At 47.0% G+C, this 18,842-nt stretch carries 19 protein-coding genes; 11 read left to right on the forward strand and 8 right to left on the reverse strand.

Annotation, left to right across the window (positions count from 1 at the left end; translation table 11 throughout):
- The 6 genes from rpsK to OM95_RS13305 form a co-directional block, all read left to right on the forward strand.
- Window positions 1-92 (forward strand): 30S ribosomal protein S11 (gene rpsK / locus OM95_RS17355; RefSeq protein ID WP_363228130.1); only part of this gene is annotated, 92 nt, incomplete at its 5' end.
- A 12-nt stretch (window positions 93-104) separates the two neighbouring features.
- A complete protein-coding gene (rpsD, locus tag OM95_RS13285) occupies window positions 105-731 on the forward strand; it encodes a 30S ribosomal protein S4 (protein WP_041874790.1) in 627 nt (208 codons plus the stop codon).
- A 20-nt stretch (window positions 732-751) separates the two neighbouring features.
- A complete protein-coding gene (locus OM95_RS13290; RefSeq protein ID WP_041874792.1) occupies window positions 752-1,783 on the forward strand; it encodes a DNA-directed RNA polymerase subunit alpha in 1,032 nt (343 codons plus the stop codon).
- A gap of 180 nt (window positions 1,784-1,963) precedes the next feature.
- Complete coding sequence (rplQ, locus tag OM95_RS13295) at window positions 1,964-2,491, forward strand: 50S ribosomal protein L17 (protein ID WP_041874793.1); 528 nt, start codon at window positions 1,964-1,966, stop codon at window positions 2,489-2,491.
- A gap of 87 nt (window positions 2,492-2,578) precedes the next feature.
- A complete protein-coding gene (locus tag OM95_RS13300) occupies window positions 2,579-2,935 on the forward strand; it encodes a hypothetical protein (protein WP_041874794.1) in 357 nt (118 codons plus the stop codon).
- 186 nt (window positions 2,936-3,121) lie between these two features.
- Complete coding sequence (locus OM95_RS13305; protein ID WP_041874796.1) at window positions 3,122-3,685, forward strand: TlpA disulfide reductase family protein; 564 nt, start codon at window positions 3,122-3,124, stop codon at window positions 3,683-3,685.
- A gap of 211 nt (window positions 3,686-3,896) precedes the next feature.
- Here the strand turns inward: OM95_RS13305 and OM95_RS13310 are convergent, their stop codons facing one another.
- The 3 genes from OM95_RS13310 to OM95_RS13320 all read right to left on the reverse strand — a co-directional run bounded on the left by OM95_RS13310 (window position 3,897) and on the right by OM95_RS13320 (window position 7,652).
- Window positions 3,897-4,979, reverse strand: a complete 1,083-nt coding sequence (locus tag OM95_RS13310) for a vWA domain-containing protein (protein ID WP_041874798.1) — start codon at window positions 4,977-4,979, stop codon at window positions 3,897-3,899.
- A gap of 180 nt (window positions 4,980-5,159) precedes the next feature.
- Window positions 5,160-7,115 carry a TIGR03545 family protein gene (locus OM95_RS13315; protein WP_041874800.1) on the reverse strand — a complete coding sequence of 652 codons (1,956 nt, stop codon included), beginning with the start codon at window positions 7,113-7,115 and terminating at the stop codon, window positions 5,160-5,162.
- A gap of 12 nt (window positions 7,116-7,127) precedes the next feature.
- The gene (locus OM95_RS13320) at window positions 7,128-7,652 is read right to left on the reverse strand and encodes a TIGR03546 family protein (RefSeq protein WP_041874802.1); all 525 of its coding nucleotides are present in this window, start codon (window positions 7,650-7,652) and stop codon (window positions 7,128-7,130) included.
- Window positions 7,653-7,781: 129 nt separating this feature from the next.
- On the opposite strand from OM95_RS13320, the gene OM95_RS13325 reads away from it, so the two are divergent.
- Window positions 7,782-8,756: an HAD-IIIA family hydrolase gene (locus OM95_RS13325; RefSeq protein WP_291516379.1), complete on the forward strand. Its 975-nt coding sequence runs from the start codon at window positions 7,782-7,784 to the stop codon at window positions 8,754-8,756.
- Here OM95_RS13325 and OM95_RS13330 read toward each other — a convergent pair whose 3' ends face one another.
- Genes OM95_RS13330 through OM95_RS13340 form a run of 3 tightly spaced genes read right to left on the reverse strand, consistent with a single transcriptional unit; the run spans window position 8,757 to window position 11,749 of the window.
- A complete protein-coding gene (locus OM95_RS13330) occupies window positions 8,757-9,752 on the reverse strand; it encodes a lysylphosphatidylglycerol synthase transmembrane domain-containing protein (RefSeq protein ID WP_041874803.1) in 996 nt (331 codons plus the stop codon).
- Window positions 9,753-9,788: 36 nt separating this feature from the next.
- Complete coding sequence (gene kdsA / locus OM95_RS13335) at window positions 9,789-10,640, reverse strand: 3-deoxy-8-phosphooctulonate synthase (protein WP_041874804.1); 852 nt, start codon at window positions 10,638-10,640, stop codon at window positions 9,789-9,791.
- The gene (locus tag OM95_RS13340) at window positions 10,640-11,749 is read right to left on the reverse strand and encodes a DegT/DnrJ/EryC1/StrS family aminotransferase (RefSeq protein WP_041874806.1); all 1,110 of its coding nucleotides are present in this window, start codon (window positions 11,747-11,749) and stop codon (window positions 10,640-10,642) included. Before OM95_RS13340 ends, kdsA begins: the two co-directional genes overlap by 1 nt.
- A 345-nt stretch (window positions 11,750-12,094) precedes the next feature.
- Between OM95_RS13340 and OM95_RS13345 the strand changes: the two genes are divergently transcribed.
- The gene (locus OM95_RS13345; protein ID WP_041874808.1) at window positions 12,095-13,471 is read left to right on the forward strand and encodes a mannose-1-phosphate guanylyltransferase/mannose-6-phosphate isomerase; all 1,377 of its coding nucleotides are present in this window, start codon (window positions 12,095-12,097) and stop codon (window positions 13,469-13,471) included.
- 51 nt (window positions 13,472-13,522) lie between these two features.
- Here the strand turns inward: OM95_RS13345 and OM95_RS17360 are convergent, their stop codons facing one another.
- Window positions 13,523-14,434: a murein L,D-transpeptidase catalytic domain family protein gene (locus OM95_RS17360; protein WP_291516382.1), complete on the reverse strand. Its 912-nt coding sequence runs from the start codon at window positions 14,432-14,434 to the stop codon at window positions 13,523-13,525.
- A gap of 313 nt (window positions 14,435-14,747) precedes the next feature.
- Here OM95_RS17360 and OM95_RS13355 point away from each other — a divergent pair, with 313 nt between their 5' ends.
- Both OM95_RS13355 and OM95_RS13360 read left to right on the forward strand, forming a co-directional pair.
- Entirely contained in the window at window positions 14,748-15,323 is a 576-nt protein-coding gene (locus OM95_RS13355) for a hypothetical protein (protein WP_041874810.1), read from the forward strand.
- Entirely contained in the window at window positions 15,301-16,269 is a 969-nt protein-coding gene (locus OM95_RS13360) for an HTTM domain-containing protein (RefSeq protein ID WP_291516384.1), read from the forward strand. The genes OM95_RS13355 and OM95_RS13360 overlap by 23 nt, the downstream gene beginning before the upstream one ends.
- Here OM95_RS13360 and OM95_RS13365 read toward each other — a convergent pair.
- On the reverse strand, window positions 16,247-17,797 hold the full coding sequence (locus tag OM95_RS13365) for an acyl-CoA dehydrogenase family protein (protein WP_041874812.1): 1,551 nt from the start codon (window positions 17,795-17,797) through the stop codon (window positions 16,247-16,249). The genes OM95_RS13360 and OM95_RS13365 overlap by 23 nt on opposite strands.
- A gap of 127 nt (window positions 17,798-17,924) precedes the next feature.
- Between OM95_RS13365 and OM95_RS13370 the strand changes: the two genes are divergently transcribed.
- Entirely contained in the window at window positions 17,925-18,821 is an 897-nt protein-coding gene (locus OM95_RS13370) for a trypsin-like serine protease (protein WP_291516386.1), read from the forward strand.
- The last annotated feature ends 21 nt before the right edge of the window (window positions 18,822-18,842 follow it).

Here is an 18,842-nt window from a genome sequence, read left to right on the forward strand (position 1 = left end):
TAGCTGCTACAGGTATGAGAATCTTGACTCTAAAAGATATCACTCCTGTTCCACATAACGGTTGCCGTCCGCCTAAGCGTAGAAGAATTTAATAGGAGTATATCGTGAGCTGCATTAACGAAAGCGTTTGTAAGCTTTGCCGTCGCGAAAACGTGAAACTTTTCTTGAAGGGTGACCGTTGTTACACTGATAAGTGTTCTTTCGAAAGAAGACCTTATCCTCCAGGACAACATGGTCAATCTCGTTTGAAGTTCTCTGAATTTGCACTTCAATTGCGTGAAAAACAAAAAACTAAGAGATACTACGGTGTTTCTGAAAAACAATTTGTGAAATATGTTACAGAAGCCAGCCGTTCAAAAGAATTGACGGGCACTGCGCTTCTTAAGTTCCTCGAGACAAGACTTGATAACGTAGTCTATGCTTTGGGATATGCAAACTCTCGTCGTGAAGCAAGGCAGCTTGTTAAACACAACCATTTCTTGTTGAATGGTAAGAGAGCGAACATTCCAAGCATCATCGTAAATAAGGGTGACGTTATTACGGTTGCGGAATCAAGCCGCGAAATGGGCAAAATCTTGGGCGCTATTCAATCGGTTGCTCGTAGATCTGTTCCAGCATGGCTTGAAGCTGATCATGCTAAATTCACTGGTACTGTTAAAGATCTTCCAACTCGCGAAGACGTAACAGTTGCTACTGAAGAAAACATGATCGTTGAATACTACTCAAGATAATTTTACCTCTCGGGGGAAGCATGCAAGAGCACTATTATAAGTTCTGGAGAGAGATGATCAAACCAAAGGGATTTGAGGTTGATCGTGATACTCTTCGTGATGACTACGCTAAATTCATTATCCGTCCCCTCGAAAGAGGTTTTGGGGTTACTCTTGGTAACTCCCTAAGAAGAATTCTTTTGAGTTCTATGATGGGTTCTGCAATTACGGCTGTTAAATTTGAAGGCGTATTGCACGAGTTCACGACGATTCCTGATGTTCTTGAAGATGTTACTGACATTATCTTGAACCTTAAAGAAGTGCGTTTCAAACAATACACTTCTGACTCTGTGACTTTGAAGATCTCTAAAAAAGGTCCGGGTAAAGTTACAGCTGGCGATATCCAAGTTTCTGATAAGATCGAAGTTTTGAACCCAGATCTTCACATCGCTACTTTGGGTGCGAACGCAAACTTCAACGCGGAAATCGTTGTTAGTTTCGGTCGTGGTTATGTTCCTGTTGAAAACAGAGAAACAGACCTTCCAGTAGGATTCATCGGCGTAGACGCTCTTTACAGCCCGATTAGAAAAGTAAATTACAACGTATCAAACGCACGCGTTGGTCAAAGAACTGACTACGATGCTTTGACACTTGAAGTTTGGACAGATGGTTCTTTGAAACCAGAAGAAGCAGTCGCTCTTTCATCTAAAATCATGAAAGAACAACTTCAGATCTTCCTTACTTTCGACGAAACTATGGAGCCAGCTGAAGAAGCTCGCGAAATGGGTTCTCCTTCTTTGAATGAGAACTTGTTCCGCTCTGTAGACGATCTAGAGTTGTCTGTTCGTTCAGCTAACTGCTTGAAAAACGCCAACATCCGTTACATCGGTGAATTGGTTGTTCGTTCTGAAGCAGAGATGCTTAAAACTAAAAACTTCGGACGCAAGTCTCTTAACGAGATCAAAGAGATCTTGGGCGAGATGGGTCTTGGCCTCGGTATGAAAATCGAGGGCTGGCCGCCTCCGGGTTGGGATCCAAGTCAACCTCCTCAAAAGAGAGAGACTCCTCAGTAAGATTTAAAGGGAGTTCTGCTTCGGTAGAGCTCCCATCGTTTTTTTAAGAATTGCCAATGATGGTGTTCTGGACAAGTGGCCCTTGCGGGGGTTGCGGGGCACGGAGCCCTTAAAAGTGACCCTTCGGGGTTCTATCGTGCTGATACCTAATACGGTCAGCCCGTTCAAACGGAGAACAAAATGAGTTCACACAGAAGAAGAGTAAAACATTTCGATCGTAAATCTGGCCCAAGAAAAGCTTTGTTGAGAGGTCTAGTTACTTCTCTTATCGAGCATGGCCGTATCACTACAACTGTTGACCGTGCTAAAGAAGTACGTCGTCACGTTGAAAAAGCAATCACTCTTGGTAAAAAAGGTGACTTGGCTACAACTCGTTTGTTGTTGTCTCGTTTCCCAAATCAAGAAGCGGTTAACACTATCGTTAAAGATCTTTCTCCACGTTTCAAGACACGCCCAGGTGGTTACACTCGTATCATCAAAATTGGTCGTCGTCCTGGTGACACAGCAGAAATGGCTTTCCTTGAGTTCGTAGACTACGATTTCGAAGCTAAAGGCGCTGCTAAAGAAGAAGCGAAAGCGACTAAAGCAGAACCAAAAACTGCGAAAAAAGCAACTGCAGCTAAGAAAGCTACTACTAAGCAAGTAGCTGCGAAAAAGAAATCTGTTAAAAAGGCTCAAAAGAAAGACAGAGCGGCAGCTCGCGCTTAATTTTGAATCTCGAAAATAAGTTTTCAAAAAAGGCTCTGAGAAATCAGGGCCTTTTTCTTTTTTAAGAATCAGAAACCCGGAGTATGCATGAAGAATTTTTTGGCGATCTTCACCTGTGCAGAAAATAGTCAGGCGCATGAAGCGTGGAAGCGGCTAAGCCCCGAGGCGCAGAAAGAGCGCATGGCGCTGGGGCGAGCGGCTCTAGAAGAATGGGCTGCGAGATATAAGAATGCTGTTATCTATGAAGGTGGGGCCCTAGCAGACGTAAAGCTTGTGGACGCTCTAGGTATTCGAGATATTCCGGCTCAGCAGGGGGCCTTTATCGTTGTGAGGGCGGAATCTCACGAGGATGCCGCCAGGATGTTTTTAGATCACCCACATTTTGCGATTTTTCCCGGCGATGGTGTTCAGGTCGTGGAGATTCAAGCGACTTCTCAAGGCTAATAGTGACTCAGAATCCGGTTCAAATCAAAACTAGGTGAGGATCGTTAAACTGAAGAGTTGCGCCAGCCCCAGGGGCGGCCGTTAAAGCAAGCCTTGCCGCGAATGCGGTTTTGCGGAGCTCATTGATTGCTCTACTTATGGGATTGTCCTAAAGTCTACCTGTCTTCCCTAAGATAAGGAGTGCCCGTGAAACAACATCTAAAAGCTATTATCGTCGTTGTGATCTTTGCCGCTTTAGGAGTGTGGGGATTCAATCAGTGGATGGCCTCGCGGACTGCAGACACCAATGCAAACAACTATACGGCGTTGGAGCGCATGGAGAAAGAGGGCGTTCCTAGCTTTGAGGCAAAAGATTTAAGCGGACAGACTTTTGAGCTGAGCTCGATGGAAGGCAAAGTCGTTATTCTTAACTTCTGGGCTTCTTGGTGTGGTCCCTGTATTGAGGAAGTGCCCTCGCTAATCAAACTTGTTAAAGAATTCAAAGGAGAGGTTCAGCTGATCGCGATTTCAGGGGACAGTCTTCGCGAAGATATTGATGTCTTTATGAAATCCTTCCCCGAGATGAAGGGCGAGAATATCAAAATCGTGTGGGACCAAGATCGTTCTTTAATGAAACAGTTCCAGGTTGCGCGCCTGCCAGAGTCGATGGTTTTGGGTAAAGACCAAAAGCTTGTTAAGAAAATTGTGGGCACGATCGACTGGTATAATAAAGACTCGATTGCTTACATCAAATCTCTTCTAGAAAAATAAGATCGAACGAACTTAGAAAAGCGTTTGCGGTTTGAATCGTTACTGGGGGCTGATTCGACGCGATTTGCAAGAAGAGAGATCTAAAAAGCCTTCGCCGAGTCCTTAGCAAAGGCGGGAATGAGTTTGTGCGACAGAAAGGCCAACGACGGCGTCAGCTCCTTTAAGCGCTTTACGGCCGCCGTTTACTGGGGCTTCAATTCTCAGCTTCGCTTTAGTCTGCGCAGTCGTACATCAAGTCGATTTGCGTTCCTTCGACCAGTGGGTAACTGAACTTCAGAATTTTTCCATCTAGTTTAATTCCGGGCACCTGAAGTCCGCCGATTTGCACCTGCAAAGTTCCCTCAGTGGGTTCGCATTGTAAATTCAATGAGGATAGAGAGTTGACGATCTTATCGCGGAAGTTGTTTAAGTTTGCGCTATAGTCGGCATCACAAATACTGCCGACGCCTCCATCCGTAAGGCGCGACATTTCGGCATAAACGTAACCGGGGTGGCTGGGAGAGACGTTCTGATCTTGTTCCGCCTCACAAGCGGCGTCTCCGGGTTTCACAATGATAGAGCTAAAAGTGAAACGAAGATCCTGACCGAATGTGGTGTGGGCTACATTAAGCAGGGTTGTCGGCTGATCAGACGCTTCCAGTGGTTGGAAAACTCCGTCCGCATCATTCGGTTTGACCTGACTGGCGTTACCGCCGACAGAGCGTTCATCCTCGTCGGAGATGACGATGACCGACACGGCCGCCCCTGGTCGATAGCAACTGTGAGTGGAGTCCAAGAAATTATCATGAGCCGCTTTAATCGCGCGCTCGTCCCCGGAGTTCGAGCCACCGATGGTCAGCGAATTTACAGTAGAGGTGAAGATAGTGTTGAGATTGGCCGTACCTTTTTTCAATAGATAGGCCGGCCCTGATGAAGGGGCGTAGTTTGTCCAGTTCAAAGGCTTACCATAAACAAGAACACCGTTTTGGGCCGTTCCTCGGGTCGTCGTTAAGCACATCTGCCAATCAATATTGCTGGCATCCAAAGAGTTCACGAAGCTAGACATGCGTGCTGCCAACTTCTGTAGTTCAGGAAGCATTGAATTTGAGTCGTCCAAAACCAAAAGAAAATCGACTTGTTTGTTTCCGTATGCAACCACCTCGGTAGATGTCACGGTCTTGGATGGTGTGGGAGGGACAATAGAGGCTTTACCCTGCTCAGGGACAGGTGTGAAGTTCATCTTCGCGCAGGCTGTGCTCAGTGTGATAACGGCACAACCAAGAAGTAATTTTGAAGAAGGAATTAAAGCTTTCATATGTACCTCATCGTCAGGCTAACATGAAAACTTGTGCTAAAAAAAGGGGCACCCCCAAAAAAGTGAGGCGAAATTAGAAGTAAAAACAGTAAGTTAGATATTATGTCGAAGCTCTTTACAGGTCCTGTAGAGAGCTTCGACACTCTCGAAAAAATATCTTAAACAGAAAAGCGGACTTTTCTAAAAGCCGAATTTTTCTTTGAGTTGATCCAAAGCTTTTTGGCCTTCTTTTTCCAACTGCTTGCGTCCCTGATTTTCGGCGTCTTTCTTCGCCTGATCAATGCGCGACTCTGCTTGTTTGCGTTGGCTGTCGATCTGTGCCTGGGCTTTCTTCACTTCGCCATCGAATTGACCGCGAAGTTGGTTGAGCTGCGCTTCCACTTGGGCTCGTTGTTTGCCAATTTCTTGATCCACGACGGCTTGAATGCGAGCGCGGGCTTCATCGATTTTCGCTTGAATTTGTTTCGAAAAACCCTGTTGCAGTTCCGGCCCTAAATTAGAGTTGATGTTCAGAGGAATGTCCGGAAAATCCCCCTGGCCGTCGACGGTCAGGGTGACCACGGGAATCCCTGCGAACACTGCTTTAAGAATCTGATCGGCGACCTCATTTTGTGCCGAAATCGCGTAGTCTACTTTTGTAAATTTGTTGTTCATCGCAAGAACGATGTTTTTCAGACCAACAACTTTTCCCTCAACGCCCATAGAACCGGTCGCTTTGTTGAAAGCAATCGAGACATCGGGAGTCTTCACTAAATCTTTGCCTAGAATAGAATAAGCATCGACCTTGAACGCATAGCCGATTTCACTTAAAGCTTTTGTGTTATCCAAAGAAAGACGAAGTAAGAAGCCGAAGATTTCTTTGGATGGAAAGTCCCCAGCCAGTGTCGCCACGGTGGGTTTTCCGACCAGGCGTTGATTCGACGTGATGTCGAGGATTTCTCCTTTGATGTTGCCCGCGTCGGGGGTGACGCCGGCTTGGGAGCTGACGGCAGTTCGTTTCACCCAGAAGAGAGGATATGAGTTCGGCCGTCCAAACTCATAGCTGATTCCGTTTTCACGCGGATGAGGTTGGATGGCGATGTCTTCGCTCTTCTTATCTTTTTTCATTAAGTTCGGTGGCAGATATTTATCCGCCATTTCTTTATAGCGATAGAATTTTGACTTATACGGTGCCAGATATCTGTTGAAAACGGCGCGAGTCAAAGCCTTGGCATCCAGTTGAGGTATGCGGAAGTGCTGCTCTAAAGATTTAATATCCGTTTTAACTTGTTTTTCGATATCTTTGTACTGAGTCTCGACCGCCTTCAGGTCTTTGCCCAAATCATCACCCGTGGTCTGAATCTGTTTGTACATGGCATCGCCATCTTTCAGAACTTTGTCGAGTTCTTGGACGGAACTTTGCAGTTCTTGCGGCGTTTTAAAGTCTTTGTATTTGATTTTGTTAAGACGGTCGTTCAAGGCACGAATGTCTTTTTCTTGAGGAAGCGTTTTAAGACGAGCGTCCCAGGCTTGCTGCTTGCCTTTCAGATCCGCATCGAATTTTTCAAGCATGGCTTTGGAGGGCAGACTTTCTTGAAGCTTCTGCAATTGGGCATTGGCATCAGAGCCCCCCAGCATAGCGATCACATCACCAAGAACATTTTCGCCAGCTTGTCCTTGCGCTTCTTTAAGAGCTTGGGCTTTTAATTTGTCGGTCATGCTAGGTTGGCCATCATCGGGCTCTGGCGGTTTTACCTTGCCGGGCTTTTTTCTTAAGACGCCGAATTCAATTTGTTCGACGGCGGCCTCATTGACAACGACTTTCGCTCGAAGCAAAGCGTCCCATAGCATAGAGAAGCGAATATCGCCAATTTTTATAGAGTCATGGGTGGGGCGTTCCGCATCAGTGATTTCGATACCCTGGATACGCAAGCTGGCGTTGAAAAAACTTGTTTCCAGTTTCGCGATGTTGACTTCGGCGCCGACGGCATTATAGCCAGCCCATTCCAGAGCGCGGCGCAAATGAGCGTCAAAGAAGAAATGGAAGTAGAGACCAATCAGGGCGCAGATGATGGTGAAAGGAATAATCGCTTCCCAGCGAATGAGGCCCTTTTTCTTTAGCGGTTTTGTCGGAGTTTCTTGAGTTGTATTTGCCATGATTTATTCCGCCTATCCGTAAAGCTCGTCGTATTTAAGATACCAATTATAAAATTTTGTCGCGGCAAAGGCTTTCCAGAATTTTGTATTCTTGAAGCGGGCAACCACCGTCGCGCGGTATTTGTTGATCAGGATTTTGAAGGCAACAAATGCGAAAGGAAGAAGCAAGATTGACACGATCATCGAGCCCATCACGATGCTGTTATTAAAGCGGGTCATGGGAACAAACGGCATGTTGTACATGGATGTGAAGAGCGGTCGAAGACTTTCGGTTTCTAAGACAGCTTTGCCAAGAAGATGCGCCGGATAGTCGAACAGAAAGGCGACGAATTTAAAAAAGAAGGCGGAAATAAAGGCCGCGCCGATTTGCACTCGGAAGACAAAGATCAGAAAAAAGACGATCAGAGTTTGAATGGACAGCACAGGGGAAAATCCCAGTATCAATCCCAAAGAAAGTCCCACAGCCAATTGATTGGTTCCTGTGTCTGAATTCAGGAGCTTTAAAAAGTTGAAAATCTGCTTCAGTAAGAGAGTCATTTCATTCCTCCAAGTGAAATTCTAATAAGCTTAAATGCAAGGCGGCAAGTAGAAAGCCGAGGACACGGGAGGCAACTTGTCGTAAAATGAGCACATCGAAAAATGGCTTCTGACACGAGGGTGAATAAGATGATGCAGTGGGAGACTCTGATTCGGGAAACTGTTCAACTGGGCGGCCAGTTGGTTTTTCTGAGCGATAAAGCTCCTGCCGATCAAGATAAGTACTTCGAGGCACTCCGAACTCATTTTAATTATGGGATTTCTTTTGTGAAGCGTTCGGTGGCGGACTTTCAGTCTGCGATCTTTCGCACCAGAGCCGCGGACCTGGTTTTATTTTTCGACACACAGGTCGAGTTTATCGATTCGTTGAACTCAGTCCTTCAGGGCCAACGCTTGGTTCTGGCCAAGGGGTCTTTTGTTAAAACACCCTTTGTTGATTTCGTCTGGTCTGGGGTCAGTCTTAAAGAGTGGACGCAAGTTCTTGAAAGCTTAAAGCAGAATTGGCAGCAGACAGCGGGCTTACCTCAGTACTCGGAGGCGCTGCAGTCTCCGTGTTTATTTTTGGATCGAGACGATGTCGTCGTTAAAAATGTTCCCTACAACAAAGCGGCGGATAAAGTGCAACTGCTGCCCGGAATTGGGGAGCTGATTAACTCTGCTCATAGCAAAGGGTACTGGGTGGCTCTGGTCACGAATCAGTCTGGGTTGGGGCGTGGCTGGATTTCCTGGAAAGAATATCAAGCTGTCCATCAGCAGATGCTTTCTTTATTAGCGGCACAAGGTGCTTGGATTGATGAATGTGTGTGGTCCGGGTTTATTGAAGAAGGCGCCCCTGTGGGAAATCTGTATGCCAGTCTTCGCAAGCCGCGTGCGGGAATGCTGCAAATGGTGCATGAGAAACTTCACGTTAGAATGGAAAATTCTATCCTTGTGGGGGACAGTGCTTCGGACATCATCGCGGGATTTTCAGCTGGCGTGGGGCGTCTGTATTTGCTGTCATCCGATAAGCTCAACAAGGAAAAAGAAAGTCTGGAAGCCTTCAAGAGACAAGACCCACGTCTTCAGTACGAGTGGGCACAGAACTTTTCCGATGTGATTTTGTAGTTAGCTTTCCTGCTCGATTTCTTTTGCTTCTACACGATCTTTACGGCGTAGGTAAAAGAACGCGCCACCCAGACTTAGCACAAAGGTTCCCACCTGATAGGCGGTGATGACGGTCGGGCCCAGTTCAATCTGGCGGCCGACGTAAAGGTTGAACAAGAAATAGAAGGCGGCCTGACCGACGCCGACTCCGGCTGGAGAGATGGGGATGGCCGTCGCCATGAAGCCCAGAGGTGCCACAAGAAAATAAGTTCTGGCCGCCACATCATCGAAACCAGCCATTTGCCCGGCCAAATACAAAAAGATGATGGCACATGCTTGCGAGACGAGACTCATCATAATGACCGCCATAAAGCGTTTTCCGTCCTTCCCGTAAAGATGCATGCTTTCATAAAGTTTCAAAAACTTTTCAGATAAGGGAAGTCTGTGAATGCCTTTTTTAATGGCGCCCGAATCGTAAAGTTTGACGGAAAAAATAAGACTTAGGGCGATTAAAAAAGCCGCGAACAAGGCGCAGATAAAATAAAACAATGTGAGAAGGGCCGGAGTCTGAACGATGTGGTGCAGATCGTAGATCATGACCAACAAAGCCAGCAGGATCATCGCAAATAAACCCAACACGCGATCCATAAGGACACTGGTGACGGCCACGACTTTGCTGCCGGGATTTTCTCGGGTGAAATAATAGGCCTTGATGACGTCGCCACCAACCCCGCCGGGCATGGCGAAGTTAAAAAATGCACCAATCAAAGTCAGTTTAAATACCGGCCACGAGCGCGCCGGCAAGCCTTGCGAGCGAATCAGGATGCGCCAACGTTCACTGGCGAAAAAAATATTAAGCGTCACAAGCAACAAAGCTGTCGCCGCCGCCCAAGGGGTCAGAAGATTCTTGAGTGCAGCAAAGTTTAGTTTTCCGGATTGGATCAGCCAAAAAATAATCGCCGCAGAAAAGGCGATTTTTAAAGACTGAACCAGAAGCTTTTTTGTGTGCTTAACCATGGTTCAGTCTTACTTGAATTCAGGAAGGAACTCTACTTAGAAATGAGTCGTCCAGATTTTTTTAAGATTTGTTAAAACCGTTTCAAGGTTCTTAAGTGGTAATGATGTCGGACCATCACACAAAGCCTTTTCAGGATTTGGATGAGTCTCTAAGAAGATGCCATCAACTCCCACCGCCATTGCTGCGCGAGCCAGCGGCCATACCATGTCGCCACGACCCCCGCTGCTTTCACCTGTTGCGCCCGGCAACTGCGTGGAGTGAGTGCAGTCCATAATCACCGGGAAGCCCAAGCGGCGCATTTCCACAAGGCCTGTCATGTCGTTAATAAGGCGGTTGTAACCAAAGGTCGTTCCGCGCTCGCAAAGAAGGATTTTATCATTTCCGGCATTCACAGCTTTTTGGGCAATGGCTTTCATATCCCACGGAGCCAGGAACTGCCCCTTCTTGATATGAATCACTTTGCCCGTTTTCGCTGTTTCCACAAGCAAATCGGTTTGCCGAGAAAGGAAGGCAGGAATTTGCAGGACATCTGCCACTTCCGCAGTTTCTTTCACCTGAATTGTTTCATGGACGTCTGTCAAAAGTGCGCATCCCAATTCGCCTTTGATTTTCTCAAGGCTTTTCAGCGCCGAATTCACACCGGGGCCGCGGAAGCTGGAAGCGCTTTGACGGTTGGCTTTGTCAAAAGAGCATTTTAAAATCCACGGGATGCCCAAAGCTTTTGTGATTCTTTGGATTTCTTTTCCCGTTTCCAGAACCATGCCTTCATCTTCGATGATATCCGGACCGGCAAACAAAACAAAATTTTTGCCGTCACCCCAAGTGATTGTCTCGCTGCCGTTTTTTAGTACGACAGGTTTATTCAAAGGACCAAAACCTGTATTCATTAGAACGCCCCTTTTACTGCTGCGATAATTTTATCTTGAGTGGCATTGTCCATATCGGGATACATTGGCAAGCTGATCACATGTTCTGCCGCCCAACGCGCCATTGGCAATTCCTGTTTTGGATCGGCCGTGTGCTCTTTGTACCAAGGTTGGTCCGGCATGATGCGTGGATAGTGAACCGAAGTTGGAACGCCAGCATCGGTCATTTTCTTTTGGAAAGCCGCACGATCCTTCACCGTCAAAGTGTACTGAGCCCATGCTGATTTGTTATGAGATTCTACAAAAGGAGTTGAGAAGCCATCTGCCTTGATGGAAGAGAAAGCGTCATTGTAGCGATCAGCAACACGCTGACGTTGTTCCAGTTCCCAATCATATCTTTCCATTTTTGCAAGAAGAATAGCACATTGGATTGTATCCAAGCGGCCATTGATGCCCAGGCGAGTGTGGTAGTAGCGTGATTCAGAACCGTGTTCGCGGATTTCTTTGATGATCTTGGCAAGATTATCATCATTGGTGAAGATCGCTCCACCATCGCCGTAGCAACCCAAAGGTTTTGCCGGGAAGAAGCTGGTTCCTGTCGCTGTCGTGAAGCTGCCGCTGCGCTTGTCTTTGTAGCGTGCACCGAAGCTTTGAGCCGCATCTTCGATCACAGCCAAGTTGTGCTTCTTCGCGATCTCGTTGATTTTTTCCATCTCAGGGATTTGACCGTACAATGAAACCGGCATGATCGCTTTGGTGCGCGGAGTGATTGCGGCTTCGATTTTGTTGACATCGATATTGAAAGTTTTCGGATCGATATCTACGTAGATAGGTTTTGCACCGGCAAGAACGATGGTTTCCGCCGTCGCGATGAAAGAAAAGGCTGTGGTAATGACTTCGTCACCTTGACCGATGCCCAAGGCCATCAACGGAACCCATAAAGCGTCTGTCCCATTGGCAATAGTCAGACAGTGTTTCACGCCCACATATTTTGCGAGTGTTTGTTCAAGCTCAACAACCTCAGGGCCGTTGACGTAAGCGCCATGATCCAGAACTTTTTGAATGCGAGCATCGATATTGGTTTTTAAAGCCTTGTACTGAGACTTAAGATCGATAAAAGGAATAGACATTAAAGAGCCTCCAAAATTGCTAGAACCCATTTCACGCAAACCAATTCTTGTCCCGCTTTTATCGTTATACGACATCACGGGTTTCGTCCGCGCGGTCTTGAATTTGACCTGTTGGAATGGGTCTTCTTTTGTGAAAAAGTATCCTCCTCTTCGAATGAAAAGTCCATGGAGACAAGGATTTACGGCTTTGGGTCGAGAGCATTTTAGTCCACTGTGGTGAAGAAGCTACGGGGGCTGTTTACAAAAGGACTCAGTTTTATGACCAAATGCCCCAAATCTGTGACTATAATTACGCACTTACGGGGTTTAGTGATATAGATTGTGAACTTGGTTCGGAGGTAAGTTTTGATCCCGGTTATACTCTCTGGGGGCAGCGGAACACGCTTGTGGCCCGTTTCTCGCCAGCATATGCCTAAACAATTTTCAGAGATTTTTGATCAGCCATTGCAGACTATGACCCTGCAAAGATGCTTGAAGCTGGGGACGCCATGGATTGTAACCTCCAAGGCGTTGGAAACTTTGACTGAACTGAATCTAAAACAGAATGGCGCGACGTCAGTTCAAGTCGTTTATGAGCCCGTGGGCAAGAACACGGCGCCGGCGATAGCGGCACTTTGTCATTTGTTAGCCAAGAAAGGCTTTCAAGAAGAAATCGTCGCCATTTTTCCTTCAGATCATTTGATTGCGGAAGAAGCTCTTTTCCTAGAGGTTGTATCCTTCGCACAAAAAGTGGCTGAAGAAAATCGGGTCGTGACATTAGGGATTACGCCATCTTATCCGGAAACAGGGTACGGCTATATCCAGACTCGGGCGGTGAGCCTGAAGGAACAAGGATCATTGAAGGCCTATTCCGTCGTTAAGTTTCATGAAAAGCCGGACTTACAGAAAGCCAAAGAGTTTATTGCTCAGGGCAGTTTCAGTTGGAATGCGGGGATCTTTGTATTTAAAGTTTCTCATCTGATCAGCCTGTTTGAAAAACATCAGCCTGAAATGTGGCAACACATTGCCAAGCTCCAAGAGGATGCGGGAAATTTGGCTGAGATCTATTCCAAGGTTCAAAGTATTTCGATCGACTATGCGATCATGGAAAAGTTAGGCGGCGACGAATTGGCCTGCATTCCCGCTGAGTTCGGTTGGAGTGATGTCGGTTCCTGGGACGCCGTTTCGTCTTTGCGAAGAAGTCACGAAATGATCAATATCAAAGGCCACAACAATTTTGTTTTTGGACCGGCGGAAAAAAATTATTCGTTGGTAGGGTTGGATGACGTTATCGTCGTCGATACAAAAGACGCTTTAATGCTCGTTAAAAAAGGTCTGTCCCAGGATGTGCGTCACGTTGTTGAGGCGCTGACTCAACATAAATCGTCTTTGGTGAAAGATCACGTTTTTGAGTATCGCCCCTGGGGTTATTTTGAAATTCTAAAGGATACGCCGCATTTCAAATCCAAGGTGATTCGCGTGAATCCTCACTCGCAGATATCGTATCAGTCGCATGCGAAAAGAGAAGAGCATTGGACGATTACAGTGGGTTCTGGCGAAGTGGTCTTGAATGACGAGACTATCCCCGTGAAGGCGGGCTCTCATATTCACATTCCGTTGGGCGCAAAACATCGTATTCGCAATAACACGAATGAGATGTTGGAATTTGTCGAAGTGCAATTAGGCAGTTATTTTGGCGAAGACGATATCATTCGCTATCAAGACGACTATAAAAGATCTTAAATAAAAAAGGGATGCCTGGAGCATCCCTTTTTTATTTCTTTAATCTTTGGATTACTTCTGTTCCGCCTGAGCCGGACTGGCAATCTGTTCACGGGGAGCCGCAGTTGGCACTGGTACGTTTGCCACTTCGCCCACGGATTCGGGTTTTACCGCAGATGTCGTCAGCGGAGCTCCGCCATTGCGAATAGACTCTTCTTCGCCAGGTAAATCAATATCTTCGTCGTCATCGTGATGATCTACTTCTTGCAAAGTCGGATTTTTACTGGAGGCTTTGATCAAGTCTGCGTGATAAGCGTAAATGACTCCGCCTTCTTTAAAGTTATTTAGCATTTTCGGAAGAATTCCGGGAGCCACTGCCGGGCAACCCCAACTGCGTCCCAAGCGACCTTGTGATTTTACGAAGTCTTCAGAGACGTAGTCCGCCGCATGCATAACGATGTCGCGCTCAGCGGCCTTGTTGTTACTGGATTCTAAACCGTAAAGGTTCAGTGATTCACCGTGAGAACCATAGTAAGTCGTTCCGCCAAGGTAGAAGCCCAGCGATGACATTTTGGATCCATCAATATTGGAGAATTTGGAGGCGACTTTAACTCCAGAACCTTTGCCGTGGGCGACAAAGTGCTTGGACACCGCGCCCGTTTTAAGATTCAAAACGAACAAGCGACGTTCGCTAGAGGGCAACGAAAAGTCGATGATCGCCGCCATATTACTATTTTTAATGGTGACTTCTTTATCCGCCATGTAGGCGCGGCTTCTTTCGCGGACTTTGCCACGAACCCGAACGGTTTTTCCGCCATTCACCTCCAGAAACTCGAAGGTTCTTTGCAAAGCGGCTTCTGGCACTCCTTGCTTTTTAAAGACGTCGTACAGGGGGACATCCTTGATTTTAACGTCATAGAGACTGCCTGCCCAGCTTTGGAGGCTCAGGAACGTGAACGATATGAGGCTTAGGGTTTTCAACATGAAGGCATTCCTTATTCAGTAAAATTCCGTCGTCGCGACTAGCAATACAAGGGATGTGCCAGGGAATATCGGGAGCCAGAAGAAAATGGTAGGGCTTTCGCCGCTAGCGAAGGGCTTCGCAGTGACCCTCTACGGCGCTGATGCCAATAAGTTTTACACCCGCTTAGGGATAGGCCCCGGGCGGGTTTCTTAAGAGCCAGAAATCTAAAAGGTCTGTTATTTAATCTACTTTGCCCGAATGAAAATGGACCAAATACAAATCTCTCAAGTAGATTCCCGGCTGTTGGATTACAAAAAACAGGGTGGGTGACTGATGGCTATTTTTAAGAAGACGCTGATATCGGCGTTTATTGCGGTCCATTTGACGATGCTTGTGACGGCGGGTTTGCCGGATCGAAGTGCGGTGGGAGATCGGATCTTAAAATCCTTGGCGCGCTATCAAATATTTTTTGCGCTTGATCAACCTTGGAGCATGTTTGCGCCGAATCCTTCGGCGGTGAATTCTTATCTGACGGCGGAAATCCATTTTAAAGATGGGTCTTCTGAGAAGTGGACCTTTCCGCGTGCCTCGCAGATGGACAGTTTTGACCGCTTCACCTCCGGGGAAAGATTCAGAAAGTTTCAGCAGGACAACTTGGTGCCCTTAGAGAAGACGCCGCTTTGGGCAGATCTGGCTAAGTACGTGGCGCGGGAAGTGAATAAGATAGAAAGAAACGGACGGGGGCGTGAAATCGAAAATCTTGAATTCATTCGCCATCACAACATTGTTGCCGCGCCGACCAAAGTTTTTGTTCCGCACGGCACCCTCAGCAAGGATTTTTCTTCCGAAAACGTTTTCAAATTTAAACCCAATGAGCAGGTTCGTCATGAAGCTAACAACAATCGCTAAGTCTTTGAACGAATTTTTCTTCAAACCTCAACCCGTGCACAGTGTGGCTCTTTTGCGAATCGCTTTTGGAGTCATTTTACTTATCAACTGGTTCATGATGTGGAGCCATCTCGATATTTTCTGGGGCGTGGATGGCATTTTAAGTATGGAGACCGCGCTGAAATTCAGTCACGGATACCGCTTCAATCTTTTTGAGTTGTTCCCGAATCAACAAGGTGTCGCCGTTTTCCTGGCTCTTTTAAACTTGCTCGGTGTTTTAGGAATGCTTTTCGGGTGTTTCACCAGGACATCCATGGCTTTGGCCTTTTTTACGTTGTTGTCGTTTCACAACCGCAATATTTTTGTTCTGAATAGTTCAGATGTGGTCGTGCGAAATTTTCTTTTCCTTCTTTTTTTCACGCCGGCGGGTGCCTTGTACTCTGTCGACCGCTGGTGGCAGATAAAGCGCAAGAAGATCGCCAAAGAAGATATTCCCGAGCATGCCCCGTGGGCTTTGCGACTGATGCAGATCCAGTTCAGTCTTATCTATATCGCTACGGTCATGTTTAAAATGAAAGGCTCGTTGTGGGCTGACGGGACAGCGGTTTACATTGCGACCCGTCTGGATGAATTTATGCGGGTTCCGTTGCCAATTTTAAATAACCTTGTGGTGATCAAGTTTTTAACTTGGTCGACTTTGGCCATAGAGCTTGCCTTGGGAACTTTGGTTTGGATTCGGGAATTTCGCTATTGGGTGCTGTTGGCGGGAATCGCGTTGCATCTGGGTATTGAGATTTCCATGAGCATCCCACTTTTTGAGTGGGTGATGATCGCAGGAATGATCTGTATGGTGGACTCTCGAGATATTCAAGCGGTGCTGGAATCCTTCAAGAAGGGGACTTTGCTGGCAAAGTTCCACCTTCCGCGTGGTTTCATAAAAACGGCTAAAGCGAATATTCGTGGATAAGACTTTCACAGAAAAGGTCGCCAACCATAAAGGCGAGGCGACGCGCCTGGGTTTCCCAATCTTCCGGGGAGCCCTTCGCCAAATGCGCGAACTGCTTCTGCAGTTCCGTCCATTTTTCGCTAAAACCGGCAGCAGAGGATTTCATAGCCGGGCAGTTTTTGAAATACTCCATCAAGATAGGCAAGGCCTGTTCTTTTTCAAACGCGCGAAGCATATCCAATGAAAGAACATTGGTGGTGCCTTCCCAGATAGAAAAAACCTGGGCATCGCGAAGAAGGCGTGGCAGTCCCGTGTCCTCGACATAACCGGCTCCGCCGAACATTTCGACGACCTCGCTTGCAATCTGCAGAACTTTTTTGCCAGTGTAAAGTTTAAGGATGGGAGTCAAGGCTCGCAAAAGAACTCGTTCAGATGCGGTGATTTCACCGACCTCTTCTTGCCCCAAAAGTTGTGCGACGAAAAAACAAAATGCAAAACAACCGCGGAAGTCCTGTTCCAGGGATCGCAAAGTTTCACGATGTAAGGGATGGTCGATAAGAAGTTTGCCAAATGCCTTACGTTTGCGTGAATAATCCTGAATCAGATCTAAAGATCGTCGCATATGCCCCAAAGCGCAAATCGAATTATAAATACGAGTTATATTTAAAACGCTCGCGATCTTTTTTATGCCGTCTCCTTCACCGCCAACCATGCGGGCCGGAGTTCCTTGCAGACTGAGTTCTGCGGTAGGCAGGGCCTTGGTTCCTAACTTGTCTTTAAGACGGTGAATTTCAATGTTATTCAGCTGACCTTTTTCATTGCGAAGTTCGAGATAGAAAAAACTTAAACCTTTCGAGCCGACAGGGGCGTCATCCGGGCGGGCCAGAGTTAAGGCCATCTGCGATGTGGTGGCGGAGGTAAACCATTTCATTCCATGCAAAGAATGAGTGGCAGAGAAAGCACTTTCGCCCTTGAAGGGATGGGCCTCTGTGGCGGTGCCGCTGACGTCAGAGCCACCTGATTTTTCAGTCATCCATTGACCGGCAGTCCAGAAATTTTTTGGATCTCGAGAGAGCAGGTGCGGAAGGGCGCGTTCCTTCAAATCGTTGCCGGCATAAAGTTCTAAAGCTCGGGCGGCTCCGTCCGTCATAGCCAGAGGACATGAAAAAATCGCGGAACTAGGTGAATACAAATACAACAAAGCCATTTGGTAGACGCGAGAAAAGGCGCCGAATTTTCTATCGTAAGCGGTGGCCACGATGCCTTCTTGAGCCGCGACCTTTTCCAACTCTTTCCAGCCGTTCGAGGTTTTGATTTCATCTATACGGCGCCCCCACGGATCAAAGGGAATGTGTTGGGGAAGTTGGGCTTCGGCTTCCGCAGCCCAAGCCAACATGTCGGTCACCGCTCGTTGGCCAAGATGATCGAGGTGGGGCAAGGTCACCTTCTGCACATCCGCCGGCAAGACTTTTTTTAAGTATTTTTGAAGAGTTTCATCAGAACGATAAGTATTCGTAAGGACTGGGCCTTCTTGATAAAAATTTTTCATACCTGATAGTTTAGGCTTTCAGAGGAAAAGGGCAACTAGATGTCATTCGACCGGCCTTTTTTTAAAAAAGATGTTGCTGACTTGTAAGGTTGTTTCTATAAGAGCCCTCTTTCTTTAAGGGGTGGAAATGTCTCGATATCTTATTATTTTTGGTCTGATTGCTTTGGTGTCCTGCACACCTAAATCTCAACCGCAAGTGGACGTTGAAAAAAACGCGGCAATCATGGGTGGAACTTTGGTCCCGGAGGGCGCCTCTATCGTTTCAGGAGTCGTGGGAATTTATGACACTCAAGATAATTCGATCTGTACGGGTTCGTTGATTGCGGAAAATCTGGTTTTAACGGCGGCTCATTGCGCGACTTCGAAGGCCTCAAAACTGCGAATTGTTTTCGGCGTCGATATTGATCAAACAATGGCGATTCGTGAGCCGGATGTTTTGCAAGAATACACTCGCACAGTGACGAAGATTGAAACCCATCCGTCGTACAAACCCGAAGAGCAAGAAGACAAAGAAATTGATTTCGGAGATATCGCCATTCTTAAATTTCCCGGCAAATTGCCAGCAGGCTATAAGCCCGTCAGTCTGCTTCAGGACGGAAGCATCTTGCAGAAAGGCTTCGTCGTGACTTTAGCCGGTTATGGCGTTGCCAATGTCGATCTTGAACCCGTGGATGCTCGTAAGATGCGCAATATCGAAGAAGCCATCGAGTATGGTGAAGTGGTTTGTGACGATGACCGAAAAAACTGCCTGAAGGTGGACATGTCGGGTGACGGCGAACTTCGTCAAACGACGGCTCCTGTATCTTTCTTAACAGAGACAGAAGTGTTTCTAGATGAATCCAAGGGGCGTGGGACTTGCAGCGGTGATTCCGGAGGGCCGGCCTATGTGCAAAAAAATGGTCAATATTTCTTGTTCGGTGTGACCAGTCGCGGAAGCCAACTTTGTGATGATGTCGGCGTTTACACGAACACGGTTTACTATAACAACTGGATCCGCGAAACAGCGCAGAAGATGTTGAAGTAGGCCTTTGCCTCGTAACCCCTC

It is taken from the genome of Bdellovibrio sp. ArHS (assembly GCF_000786105.1).
Lineage (GTDB): Bacteria > Bdellovibrionota > Bdellovibrionia > Bdellovibrionales > Bdellovibrionaceae > Bdellovibrio.

Bases quoted from the DNA above. Each gene is read 5' to 3' on its own strand.
- OM95_RS13315 (WP_041874800.1), bottom strand. From the start codon at position 7,115: ATGGCAAATACAACTCAAGAAACTCCGACAAAACCGCTAAAGAAAAAG.
- OM95_RS13310 (WP_041874798.1), bottom strand. From the start codon at position 4,979: ATGAAAGCTTTAATTCCTTCTTCAAAATTACTTCTTGGTTGTGCCGTT.
- OM95_RS13290 (WP_041874792.1), top strand. From the start codon at position 752: ATGCAAGAGCACTATTATAAGTTCTGGAGAGAGATGATCAAACCAAAG.
- kdsA (WP_041874804.1), bottom strand. From the start codon at position 10,640: ATGAATACAGGTTTTGGTCCTTTGAATAAACCTGTCGTACTAAAAAAC.
- OM95_RS13320 (WP_041874802.1), bottom strand. From the start codon at position 7,652: ATGACTCTCTTACTGAAGCAGATTTTCAACTTTTTAAAGCTCCTGAAT.
- OM95_RS13325 (WP_291516379.1), top strand. From the start codon at position 7,782: ATGATGCAGTGGGAGACTCTGATTCGGGAAACTGTTCAACTGGGCGGC.
- OM95_RS13365 (WP_041874812.1), bottom strand. From the start codon at position 17,797: ATGAAAAATTTTTATCAAGAAGGCCCAGTCCTTACGAATACTTATCGT.
- rplQ (WP_041874793.1), top strand. From the start codon at position 1,964: ATGAGTTCACACAGAAGAAGAGTAAAACATTTCGATCGTAAATCTGGC.
- OM95_RS13340 (WP_041874806.1), bottom strand. From the start codon at position 11,749: ATGTCTATTCCTTTTATCGATCTTAAGTCTCAGTACAAGGCTTTAAAA.
- OM95_RS13360 (WP_291516384.1), top strand. From the start codon at position 15,301: ATGAAGCTAACAACAATCGCTAAGTCTTTGAACGAATTTTTCTTCAAA.
- OM95_RS13330 (WP_041874803.1), bottom strand. From the start codon at position 9,752: ATGGTTAAGCACACAAAAAAGCTTCTGGTTCAGTCTTTAAAAATCGCC.
- OM95_RS17360 (WP_291516382.1), bottom strand. From the start codon at position 14,434: ATGTTGAAAACCCTAAGCCTCATATCGTTCACGTTCCTGAGCCTCCAA.
- OM95_RS13355 (WP_041874810.1), top strand. From the start codon at position 14,748: ATGGCTATTTTTAAGAAGACGCTGATATCGGCGTTTATTGCGGTCCAT.
- OM95_RS13370 (WP_291516386.1), top strand. From the start codon at position 17,925: ATGTCTCGATATCTTATTATTTTTGGTCTGATTGCTTTGGTGTCCTGC.
- OM95_RS13300 (WP_041874794.1), top strand. From the start codon at position 2,579: ATGAAGAATTTTTTGGCGATCTTCACCTGTGCAGAAAATAGTCAGGCG.